Below are 20,874 nucleotides of genomic sequence, written 5' to 3'. Positions count from 1 at the left end.
CGGTAAAGACGGCCTTACCTTTATAATGAAAATCATGTTCTATTTTTTTTAAAACAAATACTGACCAGGACAACCCCTCCATGGCGATTGCAGATTTAGATAAACAACCCGATTCCGTATCGTCAGTTTTGAAAGTGTTCGGTATCCTCCAGGCGTTGGGCGAAGAGCGTGAAATCGGCATCACCGAATTGGCCCAGCGGGTATTGATGTCCAAGAGTACCGTCTATCGTTTCTTACAGACCATGAAATCCCTGGGATACGTTTCGCAGGAAGGCGAATCGGAAAAATACGCTTTAACCCTCAAATTGTTCGAATTGGGCGCCAAGGCGCTGCAAAACGTCGATTTGATCCGCATTGCCGATGTGCAGATGCGAGTCTTGTCCAATCTGACTCGGGAAACCATCCATCTGGGTTCGTTGGACGAAGACAGTATCGTCTATATCCATAAAATCGATTCTATGTATAACCTGCGCATGTATTCGCGCATTGGCCGGCGTAATCCGCTCTATAGCACCGCCATTGGTAAAGTGCTGCTGGCCTGGCGCGACGAGGAAGAAGCCCGCCGTATTCTGGATGGGGTCGTTTTTACCCGCAGCACTCGCCGCACGGTGGCCGATGCGCGGGCCCTGCTGCCCGAGCTGGTCAAGGTGCGTGAACAGGGCTTTGGCGAAGATAACGAAGAGCAGGAGGACGGGCTGCGTTGTATTGCCGTGCCGATTTTCGATCGCTTCGGCGTGGTTATCGCCGGCCTGAGCATTTCGTTTCCCACCCTCCGCTTCTCGGAGGAGAGCAAAAACGATTATGTCGCCATGTTGCACGAGGCGGCCCGCAATATTTGTGTGCAAATCGGTTATCGCCATTATCCTTTTTGAGTAATGGCAGACAGGCGCCGCGTCCGACCGTTCACATGAGATGGCATCGGACGCCGGCTACTATTTGAATCGGCGGATGTCCGGCGTAAAAATGCCCTCCAGTGCTTCTTTTTTGCCGGAGCCGGAACGTCCGGAGTGAAATCATTAACAAGATAATAAATGAATTACAGTTAGTCTTTGTTTAAGTTCCGACGCCTAAGATAAGGTATCGGAGAAGTTAAGGACTCTGGTTTTGAAAAGAAACACGACACTATCGGTAATAGGTATCTTGCTGCTTTGCCTGTTGTTATGGCTGTCGGCATTGAATAGCTTTTGCGATCAGGGTGGTGATTTCTTTAATGGAGTGTGTTTCGTCACCAAATGGATGCCGTGGTAACGGGGGCTTTTGCCCAATTGCGCGTGATACTTCTCGCCGCCTCCGGTGGCGCCTTCTCCTAAACGGGGCTGGGCCGCCAACCCAGGGGCAACGTAAAGTATGACGAGTCCGGTGGGATACATGATGACCGCGGGGTGATAAGATAGATGCTGATGTTATCAGTAATCAGGTCATGACATGAACGAATTCGGATTAAACACCCTCAATCTAGCCTCTCTGGGGCTGTCTCTAGTGACTTTCCTCATCGGTCTGCTGGTCTGGTATTTCCTCAATCGCGCCAGTGTCCGGGCCAATGAGCAGATAAGGCTGCTAAACGAACTGTTGGAGCAGCAAAAACGGCAAACCGAGATCTTAGCGCGCCTCGGGCGTCATTCGACGGCGGACGAGGAAACTAAAACGCCCCCGGCAGGCGAACCGGCATTGTTCAAGGATTTTATCGCTGAGCGGTAATTCCCGCCGTGTCTTTCGACCTGCCGCGCCATCCTGGTCCGGACGGTTACCTTGGTCTGACATTGTCGCAGAAATTTTCATCCGGCAACTCTCTATGTTACATTAAATTAACACGCTTACTGTATGATTTGCGGCGAGATCCCACATTCTTGCCGTATATTCTCAAAATACGTCGAGTCGCATCGCGGCGGCAAGGGAGCGACAAATTCGTCGGGAACGCATTTGAACCGCCAACGGCGAGCCACCGGTGAGAGACTGGATGTCTCTCTCAGCCTCCCCTGGCGCATGGATAACGTCTTGACCGGGGCGCGCGGGCGCAGCCGCAGCCGACAATGAGGCCACTTGAAGTATGACGAGTATAAATCAAGCCTACAGGAGAACCGACATTATCATGCCGAAACGCAATCCTTGGTATGACGCCGCCAAACCCCATCATACGCCCTCGGGATTTCGCAACCTTGAGCCGAGTATTCGTAATGCCGATGCGTTTAAACGCTGGCGGCGTGAACGGAAAGAGAGCGGGTTTCCCCGCGCGCCGCAAGGGGGATATGACGCCTTTGTGGAACGTTGGTGGCAACGCGCTGATTTCAGCGGCGCCGAAGACGCCATTTGGTGGTTGGGGCACGCCTGCCTGGTCATGCGCATCGCCGGTAAGTATGTCCTGATCGACCCGGCGCTGGGGCCGCGCGCGTCCCCGCTGCCTTTCGTCGGCCCCAAACGTAAAACGCCGCTGGCGGCGGATATCGCCGATTTGCCCGATATTGACCTGATCGTGTATTCCCATAATCATTACGATCATCTGGATCGCAGTTCCCTTCGACGATTGCTGCGGCGCTTTCCCACCGTGCAGGTTGTCACGCCGCTGGGCATGGGGGACTGGCTGAAAAAGCATGGCGTGCGGGCCGTTGAGGAATGTGATTGGTGGGATAGTCTGGATTTCGCCGGCATACGGCTGCATTGCGTGCCGGCTCGCCATTGGAGCATGCGCTCTTTGCGCGATCGCAACCGTAGCCTCTGGTCCGGCTGGGTGGTGGACGCCGGCGACTGGCGATTCTATTTTTCCGGTGACAGCGGTTATACCGACGAGTTGACGGAAATCGGACGGCGTTTGGGGCCCTTTGATATCGCCGCCTTGCCCATTGGCGCCTATGCACCAGAATGGTTCATGGGGGAAAGTCACATGAGCCCGACCAGTGCGGTAAAATTCTATCAGCAATTGCAGTGCCCTCGGGTTATTCCCATCCATTGGGGGGTATTCGAATTGGCCGATGAGGCCCTGGATGAACCGCCTTTGGAATTACAACAGGCTCTCGATAAGGCCGGAATTGCCGAACATCAATTTACTCCGCTGAAAATAGGTTCGAAAATAAAGATATAATCTCAATACGTTGAACCGCATGGCGGCGACGGGGCAGCGGCACATTCGCCAAAACACATTACGCGCGCCAGCGGCGGGCTCTTGCTGAGAGACAGGATGTCTCTTATCCAGCCCTGCATCTTAGTTAACTATGTAATTAATTTGCGACCATCAACGAAAAGGCAAGGTTAAGCATGCCGATGGGGAAATAGGGCGGTCTTTCCGCGTGAACCGTTTTTCGGCGTTTAACCGTTTTGGCTTTGCAAAAATTATGGCATGCTTGCCGGCCCGCCCTTCACGGCCGTTTGCTGTCCGCCGGCGCGGCCAAGGACGTTTGCCGTGCCGTCGCATCATCGCCGCCGTCCTGCGTAACGATCCCTGTGGCGGAGGAGGGCGTTGTACCGCTGGCTTGAGAATCACTGTATTCATTAATAAAGATTATTCGACAAATAGTCACTATGACGAAAATATGTCAGAGAGGGTCATATCATCAGTAATTTTTAATTAAATTTAACAAGGCTTTTTATTACGTCCTCATGACAGAGGGGTAAACTTGCTAATAAAGTTATCATACTCAATATATCGATCAGTAATGCGGTGGCAAGTAAGTGACAATTTCGACGGGCAGAAATGTGAATTTTCAATGACGGGCCTTCGGCCAGAGACAGGTTATCCGTCTTTATCCCGGCAGCGTAGATAACGCTATGACGGGGCGGGCGAACTCATCGCCGTATTTATTATCGAGGGCTGCACAATATTGGTGATCCTAAATAGCGCATCCTATCCGGGACTGTTTCCCTGGAAGGGTATATTCGCAGCATAATTAACGTTACATCACGGCGGTAAGGGTCTTGCCGTGAACAGAGACCGTACTAAGACGGGGGGATAACGCGGTCAACAAAGCGGCAACCTGCTCTATAACGTCCAGGGCGGGCGTTTATCCGTAAAGCCGTCCGTTTAGCGGGGCCGCGGGCAGGCGGCGTTGCGCTGGGGTTAAAGATGGACCGCCGGGCGCAGGGGCTTAATTTCCTTGTATCCATAGTTGATTACGGTCTGAAAAAATCTGGAAAAATGTGAGCTGGCCCTCTTGTTTTCTTTTATCGAGAATTGAATAGTTATTCTTGAACAATGCATTGGACGTTGACAAAACTTTGCGCTAAGGTTAATGACTAATGGTACAGAAATCATGACGGTGGTTTCTCCAGGCACGTAAAGGTTAGTTTTGCAGCACCTGGATGCCGGGTGCATACAACCGGATGCTACTGAATGATTTAATTATGTGCGACATATCCGGCCCTGATTAAAAATGGCTTGCCATTGATTACAGAGTATGTGATAACGCATTTGGGTAAAACGAGGTACAGTTCTGTATATGAATGGCATTTTCAGTAAAGAAGTTTTGCGTAAAGACGATTTCGTTGTATGCCGCTTCTCTGCCGATCCTAATCTTAGTGCCTCAAGCAGTAACGACTCCAGTTTGTCTCTGTCTCGCCTCCGGGCGATTTAAACACTCCAAAGGAAACATGCAAGATGGCAAAGATCAAAGGTCAAGTGAAGTGGTTCAACGAGTCTAAAGGTTTTGGTTTCATCACTCCGGCCGATGGCAGTAAAGATGTGTTTGTACACTTCTCCGCTATTCAGGGTAACGGCTTCAAAACTCTGGCAGAAGGCCAGAATGTAGAGTTCGAAATCCAGGATGGCCAGAAAGGCCCTTCAGCAGTTAACGTAACTGCACTGTAATCCGGGTTGCTTCGGTAACCATCGGTCTTTTGACTGATTTGGATCACATGTAAATCTCCCTGCCAGTGCTGAACTGGCAGGGTGTTTGGCTATTTCCGTTTTCATTCCCATTCCATGGTTGTCGCTTTAGCGCGGTTTGTGGGTTTCGCCTCCCGTCATGTGGGGGTGCGCCGCATCCATAATTACCAGCCCGGAATACTGATTTCGTCCGGAAATTGGCGGGCAGGTGGGATCCGAGGCCCGTTGCCGGGTGTATCGCCGATAGCTGGTATAGCGATAATTTTGACCGTCGGTTGCGCAAATCGTGCAGCGATTCAGGTTGTCCACGGTGGTAAAACCCAAGGCCTTGAGCTTGTAAACGGCGATGGCGGCCAGAGCAAGATGTCGCGGCCGCGGCTGGACGACATGCGCGGGAATAGCCAAATGACGAAGAAAATCCTCCGCCAGCGCGTCGCTGACTTCATAACAGCATGGTCCGGCCGCCGGTCCTATCGCCGCCACCCAGTTGGCGGGGCTGTCAGGCCGCGAAATCTGCGCCGCGAAGGCCTCGATAATACCCGCCAGCAATCCGCGCCAGCCGGCATGCACAACCCCGATACGCTTGCCGTCTTGGCGGCACAACAGAATTGGCAGGCAGTCGGCGGTGAGCACATGCAGCAGAACGCCTGGCGTCGACGTGATTAGCCCGTCCGCCTCTCCACAGGCCTGAGCCGGGTGGGTGACGTGGTAAATAGCGGTGCCATGCACTTGCTTTTTTATCGTCGCGCTGTGTTCCCAGGGTAATAGCGGCGTTGGAAACAACGTGGCGGCATCGCCGAAACCATGGCGGACGCCGGCGATCTTATCCAGTATTGCGGAACACGCTGACATAAGAGTCATTCCCTGATGTTAAGTGATATCAATCGAATGTTGTCCGTCAGCCTATTACATTTTTGGCCGTCAGTTCAGTCAAATTAGCGCTTTGTTGCAAATTAGCCAATCTTGTAGCACTGTTATGGGCAATAAAGCCTCCCGGATGAGGTTTAATGCTATGAGTCAACAGGATAGCGATATGGGTGCATTGTGAAGACGACTTCGGGGCAGATTAGACAGAATTTTATCCAATGGCGCTTCGGCCTGATTTGCACGGGCATCTTGCTGATTCTGACGGTTTTGCTGATACGGATCGCCTGGCTACAGGTGATACACCCGGATAATCTGGTGGCTCAGGAGAACATGCGGTCTTTGCGGGTGGAGGAGACGCCGATTCCCCGCGGCATGATAACCGATCGCAACGGCCAGCCGCTGGCGGTCAGCGTCCCGGTGGACGCGGTCTGGGCCGATCCCTACGAAGTGGCGCAAAAAGGCGGCGTGGAGAATAATTCACGCTGGGAGGCGCTGGCGCAAACAATCAATATCCCATTTCGGGAACTGGCGCAACGTATCGCGCAAGATCCCCATATGCGGTTTATTTATCTGGCCCGCCAGATAGAGCCGAATGTGGCGGACTATGTCAAACAGCTGAAATTACCGGGCATCTATCTCAAGGAGGAATCCCGCCGGTTTTATCCGGCAGGACAAACCGCCGCGAATCTGGTGGGGTTCACCAATATCGACGACCAGGGCATAGAGGGCGTCGAAAAAAGCTTTAACCGTTTACTGACGGGGGTGGCAGGGCAGCGAGTGGTACGTAAGGACCGGTTCGGCCGGGTGGTGGAGACGCTGTCGACCACTGACAGTTCGCCGGCGCATAATGTGGCGCTGAGTATCGACTTGCGGTTGCAGCGTATCGCCGAAGAGGCCTTAAGCAATGCCGTGGAGTTCAACAAGGCCGATTCCGGCGCGGCGGTATTGGTGGATGTGAATACCGGCGAGATCCTGGCCCTGGCCAATTATCCCACTTTCAACCCCAATAATCGCGCCGGCGCCACCGAGGAGGATTTCCGCGATCGCGCGATAAGCGATATATTCGAACCGGGCTCGACGGTCAAACCCATGGTGGTGATGACCGCGCTGCAACAGGGCATTGTTAAGCCGGACAGCCTGCTCGATACCCATCCTTATGTGTTAAGCGGCCACGAGATTCGCGACGTGGCGTTTTATCCGACACTCACGCTGACCGGGGTTTTGCAAAAATCCAGCGACGTGGGCGTATCGCGCATGGCATTGGCCATGCCGATTACCGCGTTGCTCAAAACCTATAAGGCGTTCGGTCTCGGCAAACCCACGGATTTGGGCTTGACTGGCGAAAGCAGTGGGCTGATGCCTCACCGTCAGCGCTGGAGCGATCTGGATCGCGCCACATTCTCTTTTGGCTATGGGTTGATGGTGACCCCCGTGCAGCTTGCCAGGGTCTATGCCACTATCGGTAGTGATGGGATATACCGGCCGCTGTCCATAACCCGTATCGATCCGCCGGTCGAAGGCCAACAGGTCATGGACCCGCATCTGGTGCATGAAGTTAAACATATGATGGAAAGCGTCGCTTTGCCGGGCGGCGGCGGAATTAAAGCCGCCGTGCGCGGCTATCGCGTGGCGGTCAAAACCGGCACGGCGAAAAAAATCGGACCGGACGGCAAGTATATCGATAAATATATCGCCTATACGGCGGGCGTGGCGCCCGCCAGCCGGCCCCGATTCGCGCTGGTGGTGGTCATCAACAATCCCCAGGCCGGCAAATATTACGGCGGGGCCGTCTCCGCGCCGGTATTCAGCGCCATTATGTCCGAAGTGTTGCGTACCATGAACGTCGAGCCGGATGCCTTGCCCGAAGATGACAATCACCTGGTGATCGCGTCCAGAACCAGCGGCCATCCATCATGATGGGCCGGCGCGGAGCAAACCTTTAATGCATGTTTATCAATGTCCGCTTTGTCGTCTGCCGCTATCGCCGGGTGCGGGTTTCTGGCATTGTCCGCAGGCGCACCGGTTCGACTGCGCGCGCGAGGGCTATGTCAACCTCTTGCCGGTACAATTCAAACGCAGCAAAACGCCCGGCGATAATCAGGCCATGATGCGGGCCAGGCGGGCCTTCCTCGATGCCGGCTACTATCAACCGATGCGCGATGCGGCAATGGCGATGATAACCGGCCTGCAAACGGCGGCTAAGGCCCGCTGGCTGGATATCGGTTGCGGGGAAGGATATTACACGTCCGCGTTGGAAACGGCGCTGGCGGGGCGGGGCGGCGATATCCAGGCCTACGGGCTGGATATCGCTAAACCCGCGGTGCGCGCCGCGGCCAAGCGTTACCCGAGGGTTCGTTTCTGTGTGGCGTCCAGCCAGCGTCTGCCTTTCGTCGATCATGGCCTGGACGGCGTGTTGCGCATTTATGCGCCTTGTAATCCGGCTGAAGTGTATCGCGTCCTTACACCGGATGGGCTGTTGGTCACAGTGGCGCCGGGGCCGCGGCATCTTTATCAACTAAAGGAACGGATTTATTCCCAGGTGATGCTGCATCCGTTAAGGGACGAGGTCTTGCCCGGCTTCACGGCGGCGGCGGAGCGGCGTTTACGTTTCGAGTTGGTTTTACCCGGTACGGCGGCGGGCGAGCTGCTGCTTATGACGCCTTTCGCCTGGAAGGCCACGCCGGAGATAATCACGGCATTGACCGCCTTGCCGAAATTTGTGTGCGAGACCGATTTTATTTTGCGCGCCTGGCGCAGGGATCATGGGTTGGCGTCACCAGCCGGCCGTTAGCGACGGACCGATATGGGTGTAGAGAATATTGCAGCCGATACCAATGAGAATGGCGCCGCCGATGATTTCCGCCTTGTTGCCGAGAAAGGGGCCGACAAACCGGCCAAGCAGCATACCCAGGGTCGTCATTAGCATGGTGGCCAGGCCGATGAGCATGGCCATATGCAGGATGTTCACTTCCAGGAAGGCCAGTCCGACGCCGATAGCCAGCGCGTCAAGGCTGGTGGCGATGGCGGTGACCACCAACACTTTCAGACTGTGGCCGGCGATGGCGGGGGCATCCTGTTTCTGGCGGCAACCGCTTATCATCATTCTGACGCCCAGACAGGCCAGCAGAAGGAAAGCTACCCAGTGATCCCACTCCATGATGTAATGACTGGCGATGAGGCCCAGTGACCAGCCCAACAGGGGCGTGGTCGCTTCAATGATGCCGAATATCAGGCCGGTGCGCAGCGCCTCGCGCAGTGGTGGATTATGGAGCGTGGCGCCTTTGCCGATAGAAGCCGCGAAAGCGTCCATCGACATGCCGAAAGCAAGAAACAGCGTTGCGGAAATGTTCATAGCGGAGCCTCGGCTGGGAGCCAATATATACACGATTCACCATCTCCCAACCCAGCGATGGTTCGTCGTGTCTATAGTCTCGCCAACCCTCCTGGTCGTCCGTACCACGTTTAACCACAACGAGCATGTTGACACGGACATTTCCATACATAATGACTGGAAACAGGCTACTCCCTAATGACGGGCCAACCTTAACATAATATTTCGGCCTGAGACAACCACAAAATGAAATGGGATTAGGCGATGAAATTAATACTAATACTCCTTTCGTGAGACTGTTTGTTGCCAGAATGTTAGGAACGGTCCATAAAGAAGTGATAAAGCGTTTCCAAATCATCCAATTGCTTGACTTTTATCAGAAGACGCCTTTTTTCCAAATCAATGGCCAAATAGCCGTCTTCGGATAAATTCATATTCTTTATGCGGTCATATCTGATGAAAAAATTGGCGTAAAAAAAACCATCTTGCTTAAAAATCAATTTTGGCCGGCGAATATAGGTCAGGTAAATGGCCATCAACGCCAGGATAAGTAACAGGGTAGTGGTAAAAACCGTGCCCTTGGCAGTGATATTTTGATAAATCAATATGCCCACCAGCCCGATAAATATCAGTCCGTCGATACGATTAAGACGTTGTAGACCGATTTTCAGGCGGGTTTTGCCTTTCAGATAAAAGTCGACGATAAATTCATCGTAAATAGCGAACACCAGCGCCATGATAATGATAATCAGTAAACAGATATCGGTGATTGACATGCATCCTCCAAAGACAGAAAAACCGGGGACGGGCCCCGGTTTCCAATAGCGGTTGTCAAAGACCCAGCACGCCTATCCAATAACCGAAGATACCTATCGCGAAGAAGCCGATAATGATCCACAGAGGATTGACTTTACGCCGCAGCAACCACATACAGCCAAAGGTCAGCAATAACGGCACCAGGCCGGGCATGAGCTGATCCAGGATGGTCTGGACGGTGGTCACGGTCGTCTGGCCGTTCTGGTTGGTAATGCGCGACACCACGAATGGGATGTTGACATGCGTCCACTTGTTCACCAGGGCGCCCATGACAAACAACCCCAGAATAGACGCGCCCTCGGTCAGCTTTTGCAGGAAGCCGCCGCCCATGTCGTTAACAATGTCCACCCCTTTGCGATAACCGTAGGCCACGCCGTAGTAACGGACCAGCAGGCGCACCAGGTTAAACAGCACGAAGAACAATACCGGACCGAGCAAGCTGCCGCTCATGGCGATACCCGCGCCCAGCGCGGCGAAAACCGGACGGGCGGTGCCCCAGAAAATCGGGTCGCCCACCCCGGCCAGCGGTCCCATCAGCCCGACCTTCAGACCGTTGATGGCCGCATCATCGATGGGAGCGCCATTGGCGCGTTGCTCTTCCATCGCCAGGGTAACGCCCAGCACAGGCGCGGCCACATAAGGATGGGTATTGAAAAATTCCAGGTGGCGTTTGATCGCTTGCCGACGGGCTTCATTGTTTTCCGGGTATAGGCGACGGATCACCGGCACCATCGAAAAACAAAAACCCAACGCCTGCATACGTTCAAAGTTCCATGAGCCCTGAAAAAGGTTCGAGCGATAGAAGACCCCGCGAATATCGCCGGCAGTCAGTTTCTTTTGACCAGTTGTATCGACCATTTCTCTCACCTTTTAATCAAGTTCGTTGTCAAGATCGTTAGCGCCGCGCGCCGACGAGCCTTCAATAACCTGCGGCCGGTTGTATTTCGGGCTCAATTGAATATAGAAAATCGCCATGACCACGCCAATCACGCCCAAGGCGACCAGATTGAAGTTGGTGAAGGCGGCGGTAACGAAGCCCAGGAAGAAGAAAGGCATCAAGTAACCGGCGCGCATCATGTTGACGACCATCGCATAACCTACAACCACAATCATGCCGCCGGCGATGCTCAAACCGTTGGTGACAACCGCCGGAATCGAGTTCAGCATGGCGTGAACGGCGTCAGTCCCCACGGAAACCGCCACAATGACCGCCGGGATGGCGATACGCATGGCTTGCAACAGTAAGGCGCCCACATGCAGCCAGCTTAAGGCGGTTAAGTTGCCGCGTTCGGCGGCGCTGTCGGAAGCATGCTGGAAAGCCACGGTAATGGTGCGCACGATAATGGTCAGCACCTGACCGGCGGCGGCCAGGGGGATAGCCAGCGCGATACCGGCGCCGACACTCTGGTTACCGGCGATGACCAGTATGGTGGAGATGATAGACGCCAAGGCGGCATCCGGCGCGAGCGCGGCGCCGATATTCATCCAGCCCAACGCGATCATTTCCAACGTCCCGCCGATGATAATGCCGGTCTTCATGTCGCCAAGCACCAGCCCTATCAACGTACAGGCTACCAGGGGGCGATGGAACTGGAATTCATCCAGCACGGATTCCATACCCGCTACACAAGAAATAATAAAAATCAGCACAATTTGAAGCGTGGTGATCTCCATTGCACTTCTCCTCAGACAAACGTAAGAGAGCGGTAAATAATTTCCTCAGAAAATACATGCGCTCTTGATAGTTAGTTTTTTTCGGCTAAAAGCTATTTACCGAGCTTACTGATCAAATCCATCATTTTCAGCTTGGAGTCGGTGGAAACCTTGCGGGCCTCCAGTTCGATACCTTTGGCATCCAGTTTACGAAACGCCTCGACGTCTTTCTCGTCTACGGAAATTGCACCGTTGACCTGGGTTTTGCCTTGGTGGAACGCCATTCCGCCGATATTCACCGACGTGATTTTCACCCCGCCTTCCACCAGACGCACTACGTCGGTCGGATTGGTAAACAGCAACATGACGCGATCTTTTGCATATTTCGGGTTTTCATACACGCGAATGGCTTTTTCCACATCCACCACATGCGCGGTTACCCCCGGAGGCGCGACCTGGGTCAACAAGGTTTTGCGCACAGTATCGGCGGCGACCTCGTCGCTGACCACAATGATGCGCTTGACATTGGTTTCCTTGGTCCAGCGGGTGGCGACCTGGCCGTGAATCAGACGGTCGTCGATACGGGCCAGGCCGATGGTCATATGACCGCCCGTAGAAGGCTGAACCGGCGCGGGCGCGGATCGTTGCGGCGCGGCCGGCGCGGCTGCGGGCTTGACATCCTGAGCCTTAAGGGCTTTAACGCCTTCACGGCCCGTTTCAATCGCCACTTTCACCAAATCGGCAAATGTCGGGTTATCATCCCGCGCCATAAATGTCTCGGCGAGCATGGGAATGTTCACCCCGGTCACGACTTCGTAGTTTTCTTTGTCCACGACGATACGGCTGGCGGCATTGAAAGGGCTGCCTCCCCAGGTATCGACGAGGAAGAGCACCCCTTCCTGGGTATCGAGATGCGCCAAACGCGCCGTATACTTTTCGATCAATGTCTCAGCGTTTTCCCCGGGAACAAAATCAATCCAAGCGACGTTATTCTGTGCGCCTAATATCATTTCGGCCGTTTTCAATAATTGTTCGGCCGCTGACCCGTGAGTGCCAATGACGATAGCAATACTCACTGGATACCTCCTCTGTTGACAAATTGGGTTAAGCAGTGAAACCACCTGGCATCGAGACGTCTTTACCAGAGGGTGGAGACACTTCTTAGCCAGGGTAACGAGCCACCCTGTTTGATCCCCGCCAGGACGCGCGAAGAAATCTTAAAACGCGTCAATAACGGTTAAACGCGATTTATTTTAGTGTGTAAAAAAATAAAAATTGTGACGACGCTCAGCAATTTGTGTTGCGGAAACGAATCAACGCACAAATCGAAACTGACAGGCCCAGTCTAGTGGCGCGTCATGACAGATTTTCGCAAAAAGTTTTATGACCCTGCCGGCAGACCTGATAAAGTGAAATCTGTCTGATTATCGAGGAGCGAAGGGCCGCAGCCCCCCCTATGGACTGTCACCGAAAACTACCCCATTCCATTTTAGTCTCCACATCATTCACATCGTCGCAAGGCGGCATCGGCGGGGGAACGTCGGCCCCTGTCCCCCTTAACCGCCAGGGCCGTGATACGCGGCCGGCGGGCACGCTATCTCGTGGTTGCGCAATGCCAATGCCTTGGGTTGGGAGCGCGCCATGGACATGCTGATGGATCCTTCGATCTGGGTCGGTTTGCTGACGCTTGTCTTGCTTGAGATTGTGCTTGGCATCGATAATGTGGTGTTCATCGCCATTCTGGCGGAAAAACTGCCGCCCAAAAAACGCGATAAGGCCCGGATGCTGGGACTCGGGCTGGCGCTTTTGATGCGTCTGGCCTTACTTTCGCTTATCTCGTGGATGGTGACCTTGACCCGTCCGCTGATAACCGTCTCCACATTCAGTTTTTCCGGGCGGGATCTGATTTTGCTGGTCGGCGGGTTGTTTTTGCTGTTCAAGGCCACATTGGAGCTGCACGAACGGCTGGAGAGCCGCGATGCCCACCAGGACGCCAACCGGGCCTACGCCGGTTTCGGGGCGGTCGTGCTGCAAATCGTCATCCTGGATGCGGTTTTCTCCCTGGATGCGGTTATCACCGCGGTGGGCATGGTTAATAATCTGCCGGTGATGATGACGGCCGTGGTGATCGCCATGGCGGTCATGTTATTGGCTTCGAAGGCGCTGACTCGCTTCGTCAATGCCCATCCCACGGTGGTGGTGCTGTGTCTGAGCTTCCTGCTGATGATTGGCCTTAGCCTGATAGCCGAGGGCTTCGGTTTTCATATTCCCAAAGGCTATCTCTACGCCGCTATCGGGTTCTCGGTGGTGATTGAAATGTTCAACCAGATAGCCCGACGTAATTTTCTCAAGTCCCAATCGCGCCGGCCGATTCGTGAGCGTACCGCCGAAGCGATTTTTCGCTTGATGGGAGGGCGCCGCCAGCGCCGCGAGCATGAGCCGGAAACCGAGGATGCGCCAAGCGCGCCCTTTGTCGATGAGGAACGCTACATGATAAGCGGCGTGCTGTCGCTGTCGTCCCGCACGCTTCGTAGCGTAATGACGCCCCGCAACGAAATTTCCTGGATTGATTGCCGCCGCGACGCGGCGCAACTGCGCCAGGCCATACTGGCGACGCCGCACGGCATGTTTCCCGTTTGCGACGGCGAACTGGATCTCCTGGTGGGCATCGTCCGCGCCAAGGATTTGCTGGTGGCGCTGGATAGCGGCCAGGATATCCGGTCCCTGGCCGCGTCGAATCCGGCTATTGTGGTGCCCGAGACGCTGGATGTCCTCAATTTGCTGGAGGTCTTGCGCCGGGCACGGGGCGGATTGGTGGTGGTTTCCAATGAATTCGGCGTTATCCAGGGGGTGATCACGCCGCTGGATGTGCTTGAGGCTATCGCCGGCGAGTTCCCCGATGAAGATGAAACGCCGGATATCGTGGTCGAAGCCGATGGTTGGCTGGTGAAAGGCGGCACCGATTTACATGCGTTGCAGCAGGCGCTTGGCACCGATGAACTGTTGTCGCGGCACGATGTGGCGTCCCTGGCGGGGATGCTGCTGGATGAGCGTGATCAGATGCCAACGGCGGGCGAAGTGATCGTCATCGGCCGTTGGCGCTTCACGATAATACAGATGACCGAGTATCGAATCGAGCTGGTGCGGGTCGAACGTATCGAGACCGAGCGGGATGACGCCGAGGAATAGCCCAGGGGGTCAGTCGCATTGTACTTTTACCGCCAATCCGCCCCGCGAGGTTTCCCGGTATTTGGCATTGATGTCCTTGCCGGTTTCATACATGGTTTCAATGACCTTGTCTAACGAGACGCGGGGCTCGCTGGTGCGGCGCAGCGCCATGCGGGAAGCGTTAATGGCCTTGACCGCCGCGATGGCATTGCGCTCAATACAGGGTACCTGAACCTGGCCCGCCACCGGGTCGCATGTCAGACCGAGGTTGTGCTCCATGCCGATTTCCGCCGCGACGCAGACCTGCTCCGGGCTACCGCCCAGCAATTCGGTCAAGCCGGCGGCCGCCATGGAACAGGCTACTCCCACTTCACCTTGACAACCCACCTCGGCTCCCGAGATAGAGGCATTGAGTTTGTAAAGTATGCCGATGGCGCCGCTGGCCAAGAAATAGCGCTGGCGGATTTCCGGCGCGGCGGGTTCAATGAAATGATCATAATAGGCAAGCACCGCCGGTACGATGCCGCAGGCGCCATTGGTCGGCGCGGTGACCACCCGTCCGCCGGCGGCGTTTTCCTCGTTGACCGCCAATGCGAACATGTTCACCCAATCGATGACGTTCATCGGATCGCTGGAGTGTTTGTCAGCCGCCATCAGCATGCGCCGCAGCGCAGCGGCGCGCCTCGGTACCCGCAACGGACCAGGCAAGACCCCCTCGGTGTTGAGCCCACGATCGATACAGGCGCGCATGGTTTGCCAGATCTCGCTGAAATAATGGTCGATTTCCGTCTGCCCATGCAACGCCAGTTCGTTGCGCAACATCAGCCCGGCCAGGGATAGGCCGGTGTTGCGGCACTGCTCCAGCAGTTGCCGGGCGCTGTTAAACGGAAAGGGAACACTGATGCTGTCCAGGACCGGTTGGCCGAAATGCGCCTCGTCGACGATAAAACCGCCGCCGATGGAATAATAGGTTTGGCTGTAGAGGCATTCGTCATCGGCGAAGGCGTGAATTCGCATGCCGTTTTCATGTAGCGACAGGTAATCGCTGTGAAAAATCATTCCGCCCTCGCGGGGGAAATCCGCTTCACGCAGGCCATTGGCCAACATCAGCCGCTGACGTTGCTCAACATCGCGGATAAATGCCCCGGCGGCGTCGATATCCAGCGTATCCGGCCGATTGCCCGCCAGGCCGAGAATGATCGCGCTGTCCGTATGATGACCGCGACCCGTGAGCGACAACGAGCCATAGACCTCCACGGCGATACGGGTGACCTGGTCGATGGCGCCGCGGGCGATCAAATCGTCGACAAACTGTTTACCGGCCTTCATGGGCCCGACGGTATGGGAACTTGACGGACCGATGCCGATTTTGAACATATCGAAAACACTGATCACGCTGACTCTCCTCGCTGCTTCACCCGATGGCCGCCTGGGCCAACGCTTTTAATTGTAATGGCTCGCGCCCGAGCGGGCTTGAGCTTTCGCATGAAAAAAACTAATGCCGTCACAACGATGACACCCTGTTAAAAAGCCGCTATTCACCGCGCCCGATGGCCCTATTCATGGCGTGGCCTTAAATAAGGCTAATGTGAACCCGGTATTGCAACGGATATGGCGCCGCGAGGCGAAGGCAATGGAATATAGTTGACGTACTACTATAAAATATCAGGTATCATAAATTTGCGGTTTTTAATTCTAACAATGAAATTTATTTCAGTGATTTTAGCTGATTTATGCGAATGATGAAAAGCGCTTTCAACGAAATGGCAAGCAGCATGGCCGTTTTGTTTTAACCCTGTATATGCTGACCCAGCCGATAAAGGATCTGCGCGGTCATGCCCCATACCATATGGCTGCGATACCAGGAAAAATAGACGCGCAGGGCGCGCTGGCGGCGCAGTATTTCCAGCGGGGTATAGCTGGCGAGCGAAAGCGCCTGCTGCAACGGCATCTCGAAAATCTCGGCCACTTCCTCCCGACTGGGGGAAAAACGGCAGTCGGCCGGCAATAGGCCCACCACAGGCGTGACCTGAAAGCCGCTGCTGCTGTCTACCGGCGGCAATTGACCGACGATACGCACCGTCTCCGGCGGGATGGCCACTTCTTCCCAGGCTTCGCGCAGCGCGGTTTCAACCAGGGTTTTGTCCCCGCGGTCGGCGGAACCGCCGGGGAAAGCCACCTGACCGGCATGATGACGTAAAGACGCCGCCCGTTGCGTCAGCAGCAGGGTCGGAATCGGCCGGCGAATGATCGGTACCAGCACCGCCGCCCGTCGGGTCTGGCGCGAGGGAGCGCCGTCGCCGGGCAACTGCAATTGGAAACGGGTCAGGAAATGGTTGAGCGTCAGGGCGGGCTCAGGCGTATTCATGGTCGTTCGGCGCCTCCAGTACCGGTAGAATAGCGGCAAGCTTATCCAGCGTCTCTTGATATTCGGCTTCTTCCCGGCTATCGGCCACAATGCCGCCGCCGGCCCAGCAATGCAGGCGCCGCCGCTCGGCGATAAGCGTGCGAATGGCGATGTTGCAATCCATGGAACCGCAGAAGCTCAAATAACCGATACTGCCGCACCAAGCGTTGCGGCGATGCGGCTCGAGCCGGTCGATGATTTGCATGGCGCTGACCTTGGGCGCGCCGGTGATGGAACCGCCGGGAAAGCACGCGCGCAGGAGTTCGCTGGGATGCCGCTCGGGGGGGAGCATGGCGGTAATGGTGCTGACCATATGATGGACCGCGGGAAAGGCTTCAATCTTGAACAGTTCCGGAACCCGGACGCTGCCGGGCTGAGCGATTCGACCAATATCATTGCGCAGCAAATCGACGATCATCAGATTTTCAGCGCGATCCTTGGCCGACGCCGCCAGACGTTCGCCTTGCAACCTATCTTGCCGCGCGCCGGGCAATCGGGGCAGGGTGCCCTTGATTGGCCGGGTTTGTATTTGCCGGTGGCGTACTTGCAAAAAGCGCTCCGGCGATAAACTGAGCACCGCTTGCCCATGCAGACGGATAAAGGCGGAGAACGGCGCCCGGTTGCCGGCCAGCAGACGCAAAAACGCCGGCCATTCGTCGCCCTGGTAGGGTGCGGTAAAACGCTGCGCCAGGCACACCTGATAGCAATCGCCGGCCAGTAAATGCGCCTGGATGCGCCTGAACCGCTCGCCGTATTGCCGGCGGGACATATTGGATTCCCAGGAACCGGTCAGGCGAAACGGCGCCGCCGCCGGCCGCCGGGCGGATTGCAGTTCGGCGGCCCGGCCGGCGGCATCGGTATAACTGAGCAAGGTTAACCGCCGGCGCCGGTGATCGGCGATAACCGCCCAGTCATAGATGCCTACCGCCATATCCGGCAGGTCGATGTCCCGCTCGGCATGACAGGGCAGGGTCTCCAGCCGTCTGGCCAGATCATAGCCGAACAGGCCGAGGGCGCCGCCCAGAAACGGCAGATCCTCCATGGCGTCGGGGCGGATGTTCAGCGAATCCAATTGCTGGCGCAGCAAGTCGAACGGGCAGCCATCGCTGTGCCAGATGTGGTCGCCGCGGCGTATTTCGGTGTCTTTGCCGCGCGTAACCAGGGTGGCCGCCGGCGAGGCCACCATGATATCGAAACGGCTATCCGGGTGGTCGGCGTGTCCGGAATGCAACAGCGCCGACCAGGGACGGGCGGAATAGGGCGCAAAGGCCTCGACTATCGCCTCGGGACGATAGGGCAATTCAATCAGTTGCGGTGATTTTGCAGACATAGACTCCACACCGGAGACGCCGGCGGGCAGACGCCGGACGGTAGCGGACAATGATCGCGCCGTTGGCGGGCGGGCCGTCTCCCGTTATTCAAGACGGGGAACACAGCCTACCACATACTCCGCATCTTTCAAGCCGTCCCGCGTCCGTACCGGTCGCGTCGCCGGCGCCGCAGGCGGCGACCTGGGCGGTTGCCGACACGTCGCGCGCCGAAATTCCCCCGCGGGGGCAACACGCGCGGCATGGCGTCGTGCGGTCCGACGTGAGATAATCGCCGGCATTGTTTTATTGAAGAGAATCGGTATGTCAAACGACCAGCCCGCATTGACCCATCAGCAACAGCAACAGGCGGTGGAACGCATCCAGGCCCTTATGGCCGAAGGCATGAGCAGCGGCGAAGCCATCCGGCGGGTATCGGAGGAAATCCGCGCCGGATATCACGGTGAACGGGCGGTGGTTATCTGGGATGATGAAGAGGATAAGGCCGGCCGCCGACGGGATGCGGAGTGACCGACGATTTCGCGCCGTCCGGCGCCTTGGCCGGGGCTATCAGCGGGTTTAAGCCCAGGGAGTCGCAACGCCTGATGGCCGAGGCGATCCGCGAGGCCATTAAGGATAAAACGTCGTTGGTGGTGGAAGCCGGTACCGGTACCGGTAAAACCTATGCTTACCTGGCGCCGGCGTTACGCGCCGGGCGTAAGGTGATTATTTCCACCGGTTCGAAAGCCTTGCAGGATCAGTTGTTCAACCGCGACCTGCCCAAAGTCGCCCAGGCGTTGAAATTCAGCGGCAGTACGGCATTGCTTAAAGGCCGCTCCAATTACCTCTGCCTGGAGCGGCTGGAACAGCAAACGCTGGCCGGCGGCGGCGCGGCGTCGGAAATTCTCGAAACGTTACCGGTCGTTCGTCGTTGGGCGTCGCAAACGGCGGACGGCGATATCGCCTCGTGCGCCGACATCCCGGAGGACAGCGCGGTCTGGCCGTTGGTGACCAGCACCAACGATAATTGTCTGGGCGGCGATTGTCCGTTCTATCAGGACTGCCATGTGGTCAAGGCCCGGCGTAGCGCCATGGAGGCCGATGTCGTGGTGGTCAATCATCATTTATTTTTGGCCGACATGGTGGTTAAGGATGGCGGTTTCGGCGAACTGATACCCGACGGCGAGGTCATGATTTTCGACGAAGCGCATCAGTTGCCGGATATCGCCAGCCAGTATTTCGGCCAGCAGCTCACCAGTCGGCAATTGCTGGATTTGTCGCGGGACATGACCCTGGCGTACCGTACCGAGCTTCGGGATATGGCGCAATTACAGAAAAGCGCCGATCAGCTTGCCTCGCGCGCTCAGGATTTCCGTCTGGCGCTGGGCGAGCCGGGGTTTCGCGGCAACCTGCGCGAAGCGCTGGAGGCGAGTTCGCTGCAACGGGCGCTGTTGTTGCTCGACGACGCGCTGGAACTGTGCCATGACGTGGCGAAAATGGCCCTGGGACGATCGGCGCTGCTGGACGCGGCATTCGAACGGGCCGTGTTATATCGCGCGCGGCTCGCGCGCATTAAAGACATCGGACAGCCCGGATTCAGCTATTGGTTTGAATGCAGCGCGCGGCATTTTGTGCTGGCGCTGACGCCGTTGTCGGTATCGGAGCGTTTCCGCGAGGTCATGCTCGACAAAAAGGGCGCCTGGATATTTACCTCCGCCACGCTTTCGGTCAATGACCGGCTGGATCATTTCACGCAACGCATTGGCCTGACGGATGCCCGCACTTTGCTGCTGGCCAGTCCGTTCGACTATGCCAGGCAGTCGTTGCTATGCGTTCCGCGTTTTCTGCCCGAACCCAATCAACGCGGCGCGGCGGCCACATTGGCGCGGATGCTCGCGCCGGTGGTGGTGGCCAATAACGGCCGCTGTTTCTTTCTGTGTACTTCCCATCAGATGATGAGAGACCTGGCGGCCGAATTCCGCGCCGCTTTGACGCTGCCGGTGTTATTGCAGGGCGAAACCGCCAAGCGCCGTTTGCTGGAGCAATTTATCGCCGCGGGCAACGCCTTGCTGGTGGCGACCAGCAGCTTCTGGGAAGGCGTCGATGTGCGCGGCGATGCGCTGACCTGCGTGATAATCGACAAGCTGCCGTTCACCTCCCCGGATGATCCTTTGCTAAAGGCCCGGGTGGACGATTGCCGATTGCGCGGCGGCGATCCGTTTCTGGAAGTACAAATACCCGAGGCGGTCATTGCGTTGAAACAGGGCGTCGGCCGATTGATCCGGGATTATGATGACCGCGGGGCGCTCATTATCTGCGATCAGCGGTTGGTGACTCGTCCCTATGGCGAGATATTCCTGAAAAGCCTTCCACCGGCGCCGCGTACCCGCTCTTTGCAAACAACCCTGGATTTCCTGCGCCGGCGGTAATCGTTGATGCGCCCTGGCCCCCGAGGAGCGTTGTTTTGTCCGGCATCAGCGTCATGGGCGTATGCCGCCTGGCGACGCCCGTA

The 20,874-nt window shown here is 56.3% G+C and carries 20 protein-coding genes; 11 read left to right on the top strand and 9 right to left on the bottom strand.

All coding sequences use genetic code 11. The features are described from left to right. Positions 1 to 80: 80 nt before the first annotated feature. The 6 genes from kdgR (at position 81) to cspE (ending at position 4,795) form a co-directional block, all read left to right on the top strand. Complete coding sequence (kdgR, locus tag FCN80_RS03395) at positions 81 to 872, top strand: DNA-binding transcriptional regulator KdgR (protein WP_136988481.1); 792 nt, start codon at positions 81 to 83, stop codon at positions 870 to 872. Positions 873 to 1,104: 232 nt separating this feature from the next. Then, complete coding sequence (gene mgrB, locus FCN80_RS03390) at positions 1,105 to 1,248, top strand: PhoP/PhoQ regulatory lipoprotein MgrB (protein WP_136988480.1); 144 nt, start codon at positions 1,105 to 1,107, stop codon at positions 1,246 to 1,248. Positions 1,249 to 1,425: 177 nt separating this feature from the next. After that, positions 1,426 to 1,698, top strand: a complete 273-nt coding sequence (locus FCN80_RS03385) for a YebO family protein (protein ID WP_136988479.1) — start codon at positions 1,426 to 1,428, stop codon at positions 1,696 to 1,698. A 391-nt stretch (positions 1,699 to 2,089) separates the two neighbouring features. Beyond that, positions 2,090 to 3,076, top strand: coding sequence for an MBL fold metallo-hydrolase (locus FCN80_RS03380; RefSeq protein WP_136988478.1), 987 nt, complete (start codon positions 2,090 to 2,092; stop codon positions 3,074 to 3,076). 1,351 nt (positions 3,077 to 4,427) lie between these two features. Then, positions 4,428 to 4,562: a DUF2627 domain-containing protein gene (locus FCN80_RS03375; RefSeq protein ID WP_136988477.1), complete on the top strand. Its 135-nt coding sequence runs from the start codon at positions 4,428 to 4,430 to the stop codon at positions 4,560 to 4,562. A 23-nt stretch (positions 4,563 to 4,585) separates the two neighbouring features. Next, a complete protein-coding gene (gene cspE, locus FCN80_RS03370) occupies positions 4,586 to 4,795 on the top strand; it encodes a transcription antiterminator/RNA stability regulator CspE (protein WP_005968829.1) in 210 nt (69 codons plus the stop codon). A gap of 126 nt (positions 4,796 to 4,921) precedes the next feature. On the opposite strand, the gene pgeF is transcribed toward cspE, so the two are convergent. Then, positions 4,922 to 5,665: a peptidoglycan editing factor PgeF gene (gene pgeF / locus FCN80_RS03365; protein ID WP_136988476.1), complete on the bottom strand. Its 744-nt coding sequence runs from the start codon at positions 5,663 to 5,665 to the stop codon at positions 4,922 to 4,924. 192 nt (positions 5,666 to 5,857) lie between these two features. Between pgeF and ftsI the strand changes: the two genes are divergently transcribed. Then, complete coding sequence (gene ftsI, locus FCN80_RS03360; RefSeq protein WP_136988475.1) at positions 5,858 to 7,597, top strand: peptidoglycan glycosyltransferase FtsI; 1,740 nt, start codon at positions 5,858 to 5,860, stop codon at positions 7,595 to 7,597. Positions 7,598 to 7,622: 25 nt separating this feature from the next. Further along, positions 7,623 to 8,471, top strand: a complete 849-nt coding sequence (gene rlmA / locus FCN80_RS03355; protein ID WP_136988474.1) for a 23S rRNA (guanine(745)-N(1))-methyltransferase — start codon at positions 7,623 to 7,625, stop codon at positions 8,469 to 8,471. Here rlmA and mntP read toward each other — a convergent pair. From mntP to manX, 5 genes are all read right to left on the bottom strand, one after another. Continuing rightward, complete coding sequence (mntP, locus tag FCN80_RS03350; protein WP_136988473.1) at positions 8,454 to 9,032, bottom strand: manganese efflux pump MntP; 579 nt, start codon at positions 9,030 to 9,032, stop codon at positions 8,454 to 8,456. The two genes, rlmA and mntP, sit on opposite strands and share 18 nt — an antisense overlap. A gap of 293 nt (positions 9,033 to 9,325) precedes the next feature. Further along, entirely contained in the window at positions 9,326 to 9,787 is a 462-nt protein-coding gene (locus FCN80_RS03345; RefSeq protein WP_136988472.1) for a DUF986 family protein, read from the bottom strand. Positions 9,788 to 9,842: 55 nt separating this feature from the next. Then, the gene (locus tag FCN80_RS03340; protein ID WP_136988471.1) at positions 9,843 to 10,685 is read right to left on the bottom strand and encodes a PTS mannose transporter subunit IID; all 843 of its coding nucleotides are present in this window, start codon (positions 10,683 to 10,685) and stop codon (positions 9,843 to 9,845) included. A gap of 12 nt (positions 10,686 to 10,697) precedes the next feature. After that, on the bottom strand, positions 10,698 to 11,501 hold the full coding sequence (locus FCN80_RS03335) for a PTS mannose/fructose/sorbose transporter subunit IIC (RefSeq protein WP_136988470.1): 804 nt from the start codon (positions 11,499 to 11,501) through the stop codon (positions 10,698 to 10,700). A 92-nt stretch (positions 11,502 to 11,593) separates the two neighbouring features. Continuing rightward, on the bottom strand, positions 11,594 to 12,556 hold the full coding sequence (gene manX, locus FCN80_RS03330; protein WP_136988469.1) for a PTS mannose transporter subunit IIAB: 963 nt from the start codon (positions 12,554 to 12,556) through the stop codon (positions 11,594 to 11,596). A 565-nt stretch (positions 12,557 to 13,121) separates the two neighbouring features. Here manX and FCN80_RS03325 point away from each other — a divergent pair. Further along, on the top strand, positions 13,122 to 14,669 hold the full coding sequence (locus tag FCN80_RS03325) for a TerC family protein (RefSeq protein WP_136988468.1): 1,548 nt from the start codon (positions 13,122 to 13,124) through the stop codon (positions 14,667 to 14,669). A gap of 9 nt (positions 14,670 to 14,678) precedes the next feature. Here FCN80_RS03325 and FCN80_RS03320 read toward each other — a convergent pair whose 3' ends face one another. From FCN80_RS03320 to pabB, 3 genes are all read right to left on the bottom strand, one after another. Next, entirely contained in the window at positions 14,679 to 16,043 is a 1,365-nt protein-coding gene (locus tag FCN80_RS03320) for an L-serine ammonia-lyase (protein WP_136988467.1), read from the bottom strand. A 394-nt stretch (positions 16,044 to 16,437) separates the two neighbouring features. Next, positions 16,438 to 17,016, bottom strand: a complete 579-nt coding sequence (locus tag FCN80_RS03315) for a CoA pyrophosphatase (protein WP_136988466.1) — start codon at positions 17,014 to 17,016, stop codon at positions 16,438 to 16,440. Further along, the gene (pabB, locus tag FCN80_RS03310) at positions 17,003 to 18,385 is read right to left on the bottom strand and encodes an aminodeoxychorismate synthase component 1 (protein WP_136988465.1); all 1,383 of its coding nucleotides are present in this window, start codon (positions 18,383 to 18,385) and stop codon (positions 17,003 to 17,005) included. The genes FCN80_RS03315 and pabB overlap by 14 nt, the downstream gene beginning before the upstream one ends. Before the next feature lie 301 nt (positions 18,386 to 18,686). Between pabB and FCN80_RS03305 the strand changes: the two genes are divergently transcribed. Together FCN80_RS03305 and FCN80_RS03300 are read left to right on the top strand one after the other, a co-directional pair. Further along, entirely contained in the window at positions 18,687 to 18,893 is a 207-nt protein-coding gene (locus tag FCN80_RS03305) for a YoaH family protein (RefSeq protein ID WP_136988464.1), read from the top strand. Continuing rightward, a complete protein-coding gene (locus tag FCN80_RS03300; RefSeq protein WP_136988463.1) occupies positions 18,890 to 20,791 on the top strand; it encodes a DNA repair helicase YoaA in 1,902 nt (633 codons plus the stop codon). The genes FCN80_RS03305 and FCN80_RS03300 overlap by 4 nt, the downstream gene beginning before the upstream one ends. The last annotated feature ends 83 nt before the right edge of the window (positions 20,792 to 20,874 follow it).

Source organism: Martelella alba, from assembly GCF_005217455.1.
Taxonomy (GTDB): Bacteria; Pseudomonadota; Gammaproteobacteria; order Enterobacterales; family Enterobacteriaceae; genus Acerihabitans.
The sequence above is the reverse complement of the archived record's forward strand: the minus strand, read 5'-3'. Positions and strand labels throughout refer to the sequence as shown.

Excerpts from the sequence above, each read along its gene's own strand:
- pabB (WP_136988465.1), bottom strand. The coding sequence starts at position 18,385 with ATGTCTGCAAAATCACCGCAACTGATTGAATTGCCCTATCGTCCCGAG.
- FCN80_RS03345 (WP_136988472.1), bottom strand. The coding sequence starts at position 9,787 with ATGTCAATCACCGATATCTGTTTACTGATTATCATTATCATGGCGCTG.
- FCN80_RS03385 (WP_136988479.1), top strand. The coding sequence starts at position 1,426 with ATGAACGAATTCGGATTAAACACCCTCAATCTAGCCTCTCTGGGGCTG.
- cspE (WP_005968829.1), top strand. The coding sequence starts at position 4,586 with ATGGCAAAGATCAAAGGTCAAGTGAAGTGGTTCAACGAGTCTAAAGGT.
- mntP (WP_136988473.1), bottom strand. The coding sequence starts at position 9,032 with ATGAACATTTCCGCAACGCTGTTTCTTGCTTTCGGCATGTCGATGGAC.
- FCN80_RS03380 (WP_136988478.1), top strand. The coding sequence starts at position 2,090 with ATGCCGAAACGCAATCCTTGGTATGACGCCGCCAAACCCCATCATACG.
- FCN80_RS03305 (WP_136988464.1), top strand. The coding sequence starts at position 18,687 with ATGTCAAACGACCAGCCCGCATTGACCCATCAGCAACAGCAACAGGCG.
- FCN80_RS03315 (WP_136988466.1), bottom strand. The coding sequence starts at position 17,016 with ATGAATACGCCTGAGCCCGCCCTGACGCTCAACCATTTCCTGACCCGT.
- kdgR (WP_136988481.1), top strand. The coding sequence starts at position 81 with ATGGCGATTGCAGATTTAGATAAACAACCCGATTCCGTATCGTCAGTT.
- FCN80_RS03340 (WP_136988471.1), bottom strand. The coding sequence starts at position 10,685 with ATGGTCGATACAACTGGTCAAAAGAAACTGACTGCCGGCGATATTCGC.
- pgeF (WP_136988476.1), bottom strand. The coding sequence starts at position 5,665 with ATGTCAGCGTGTTCCGCAATACTGGATAAGATCGCCGGCGTCCGCCAT.
- FCN80_RS03375 (WP_136988477.1), top strand. The coding sequence starts at position 4,428 with ATGAATGGCATTTTCAGTAAAGAAGTTTTGCGTAAAGACGATTTCGTT.
- FCN80_RS03335 (WP_136988470.1), bottom strand. The coding sequence starts at position 11,501 with ATGGAGATCACCACGCTTCAAATTGTGCTGATTTTTATTATTTCTTGT.
- FCN80_RS03325 (WP_136988468.1), top strand. The coding sequence starts at position 13,122 with ATGGACATGCTGATGGATCCTTCGATCTGGGTCGGTTTGCTGACGCTT.
- rlmA (WP_136988474.1), top strand. The coding sequence starts at position 7,623 with ATGCATGTTTATCAATGTCCGCTTTGTCGTCTGCCGCTATCGCCGGGT.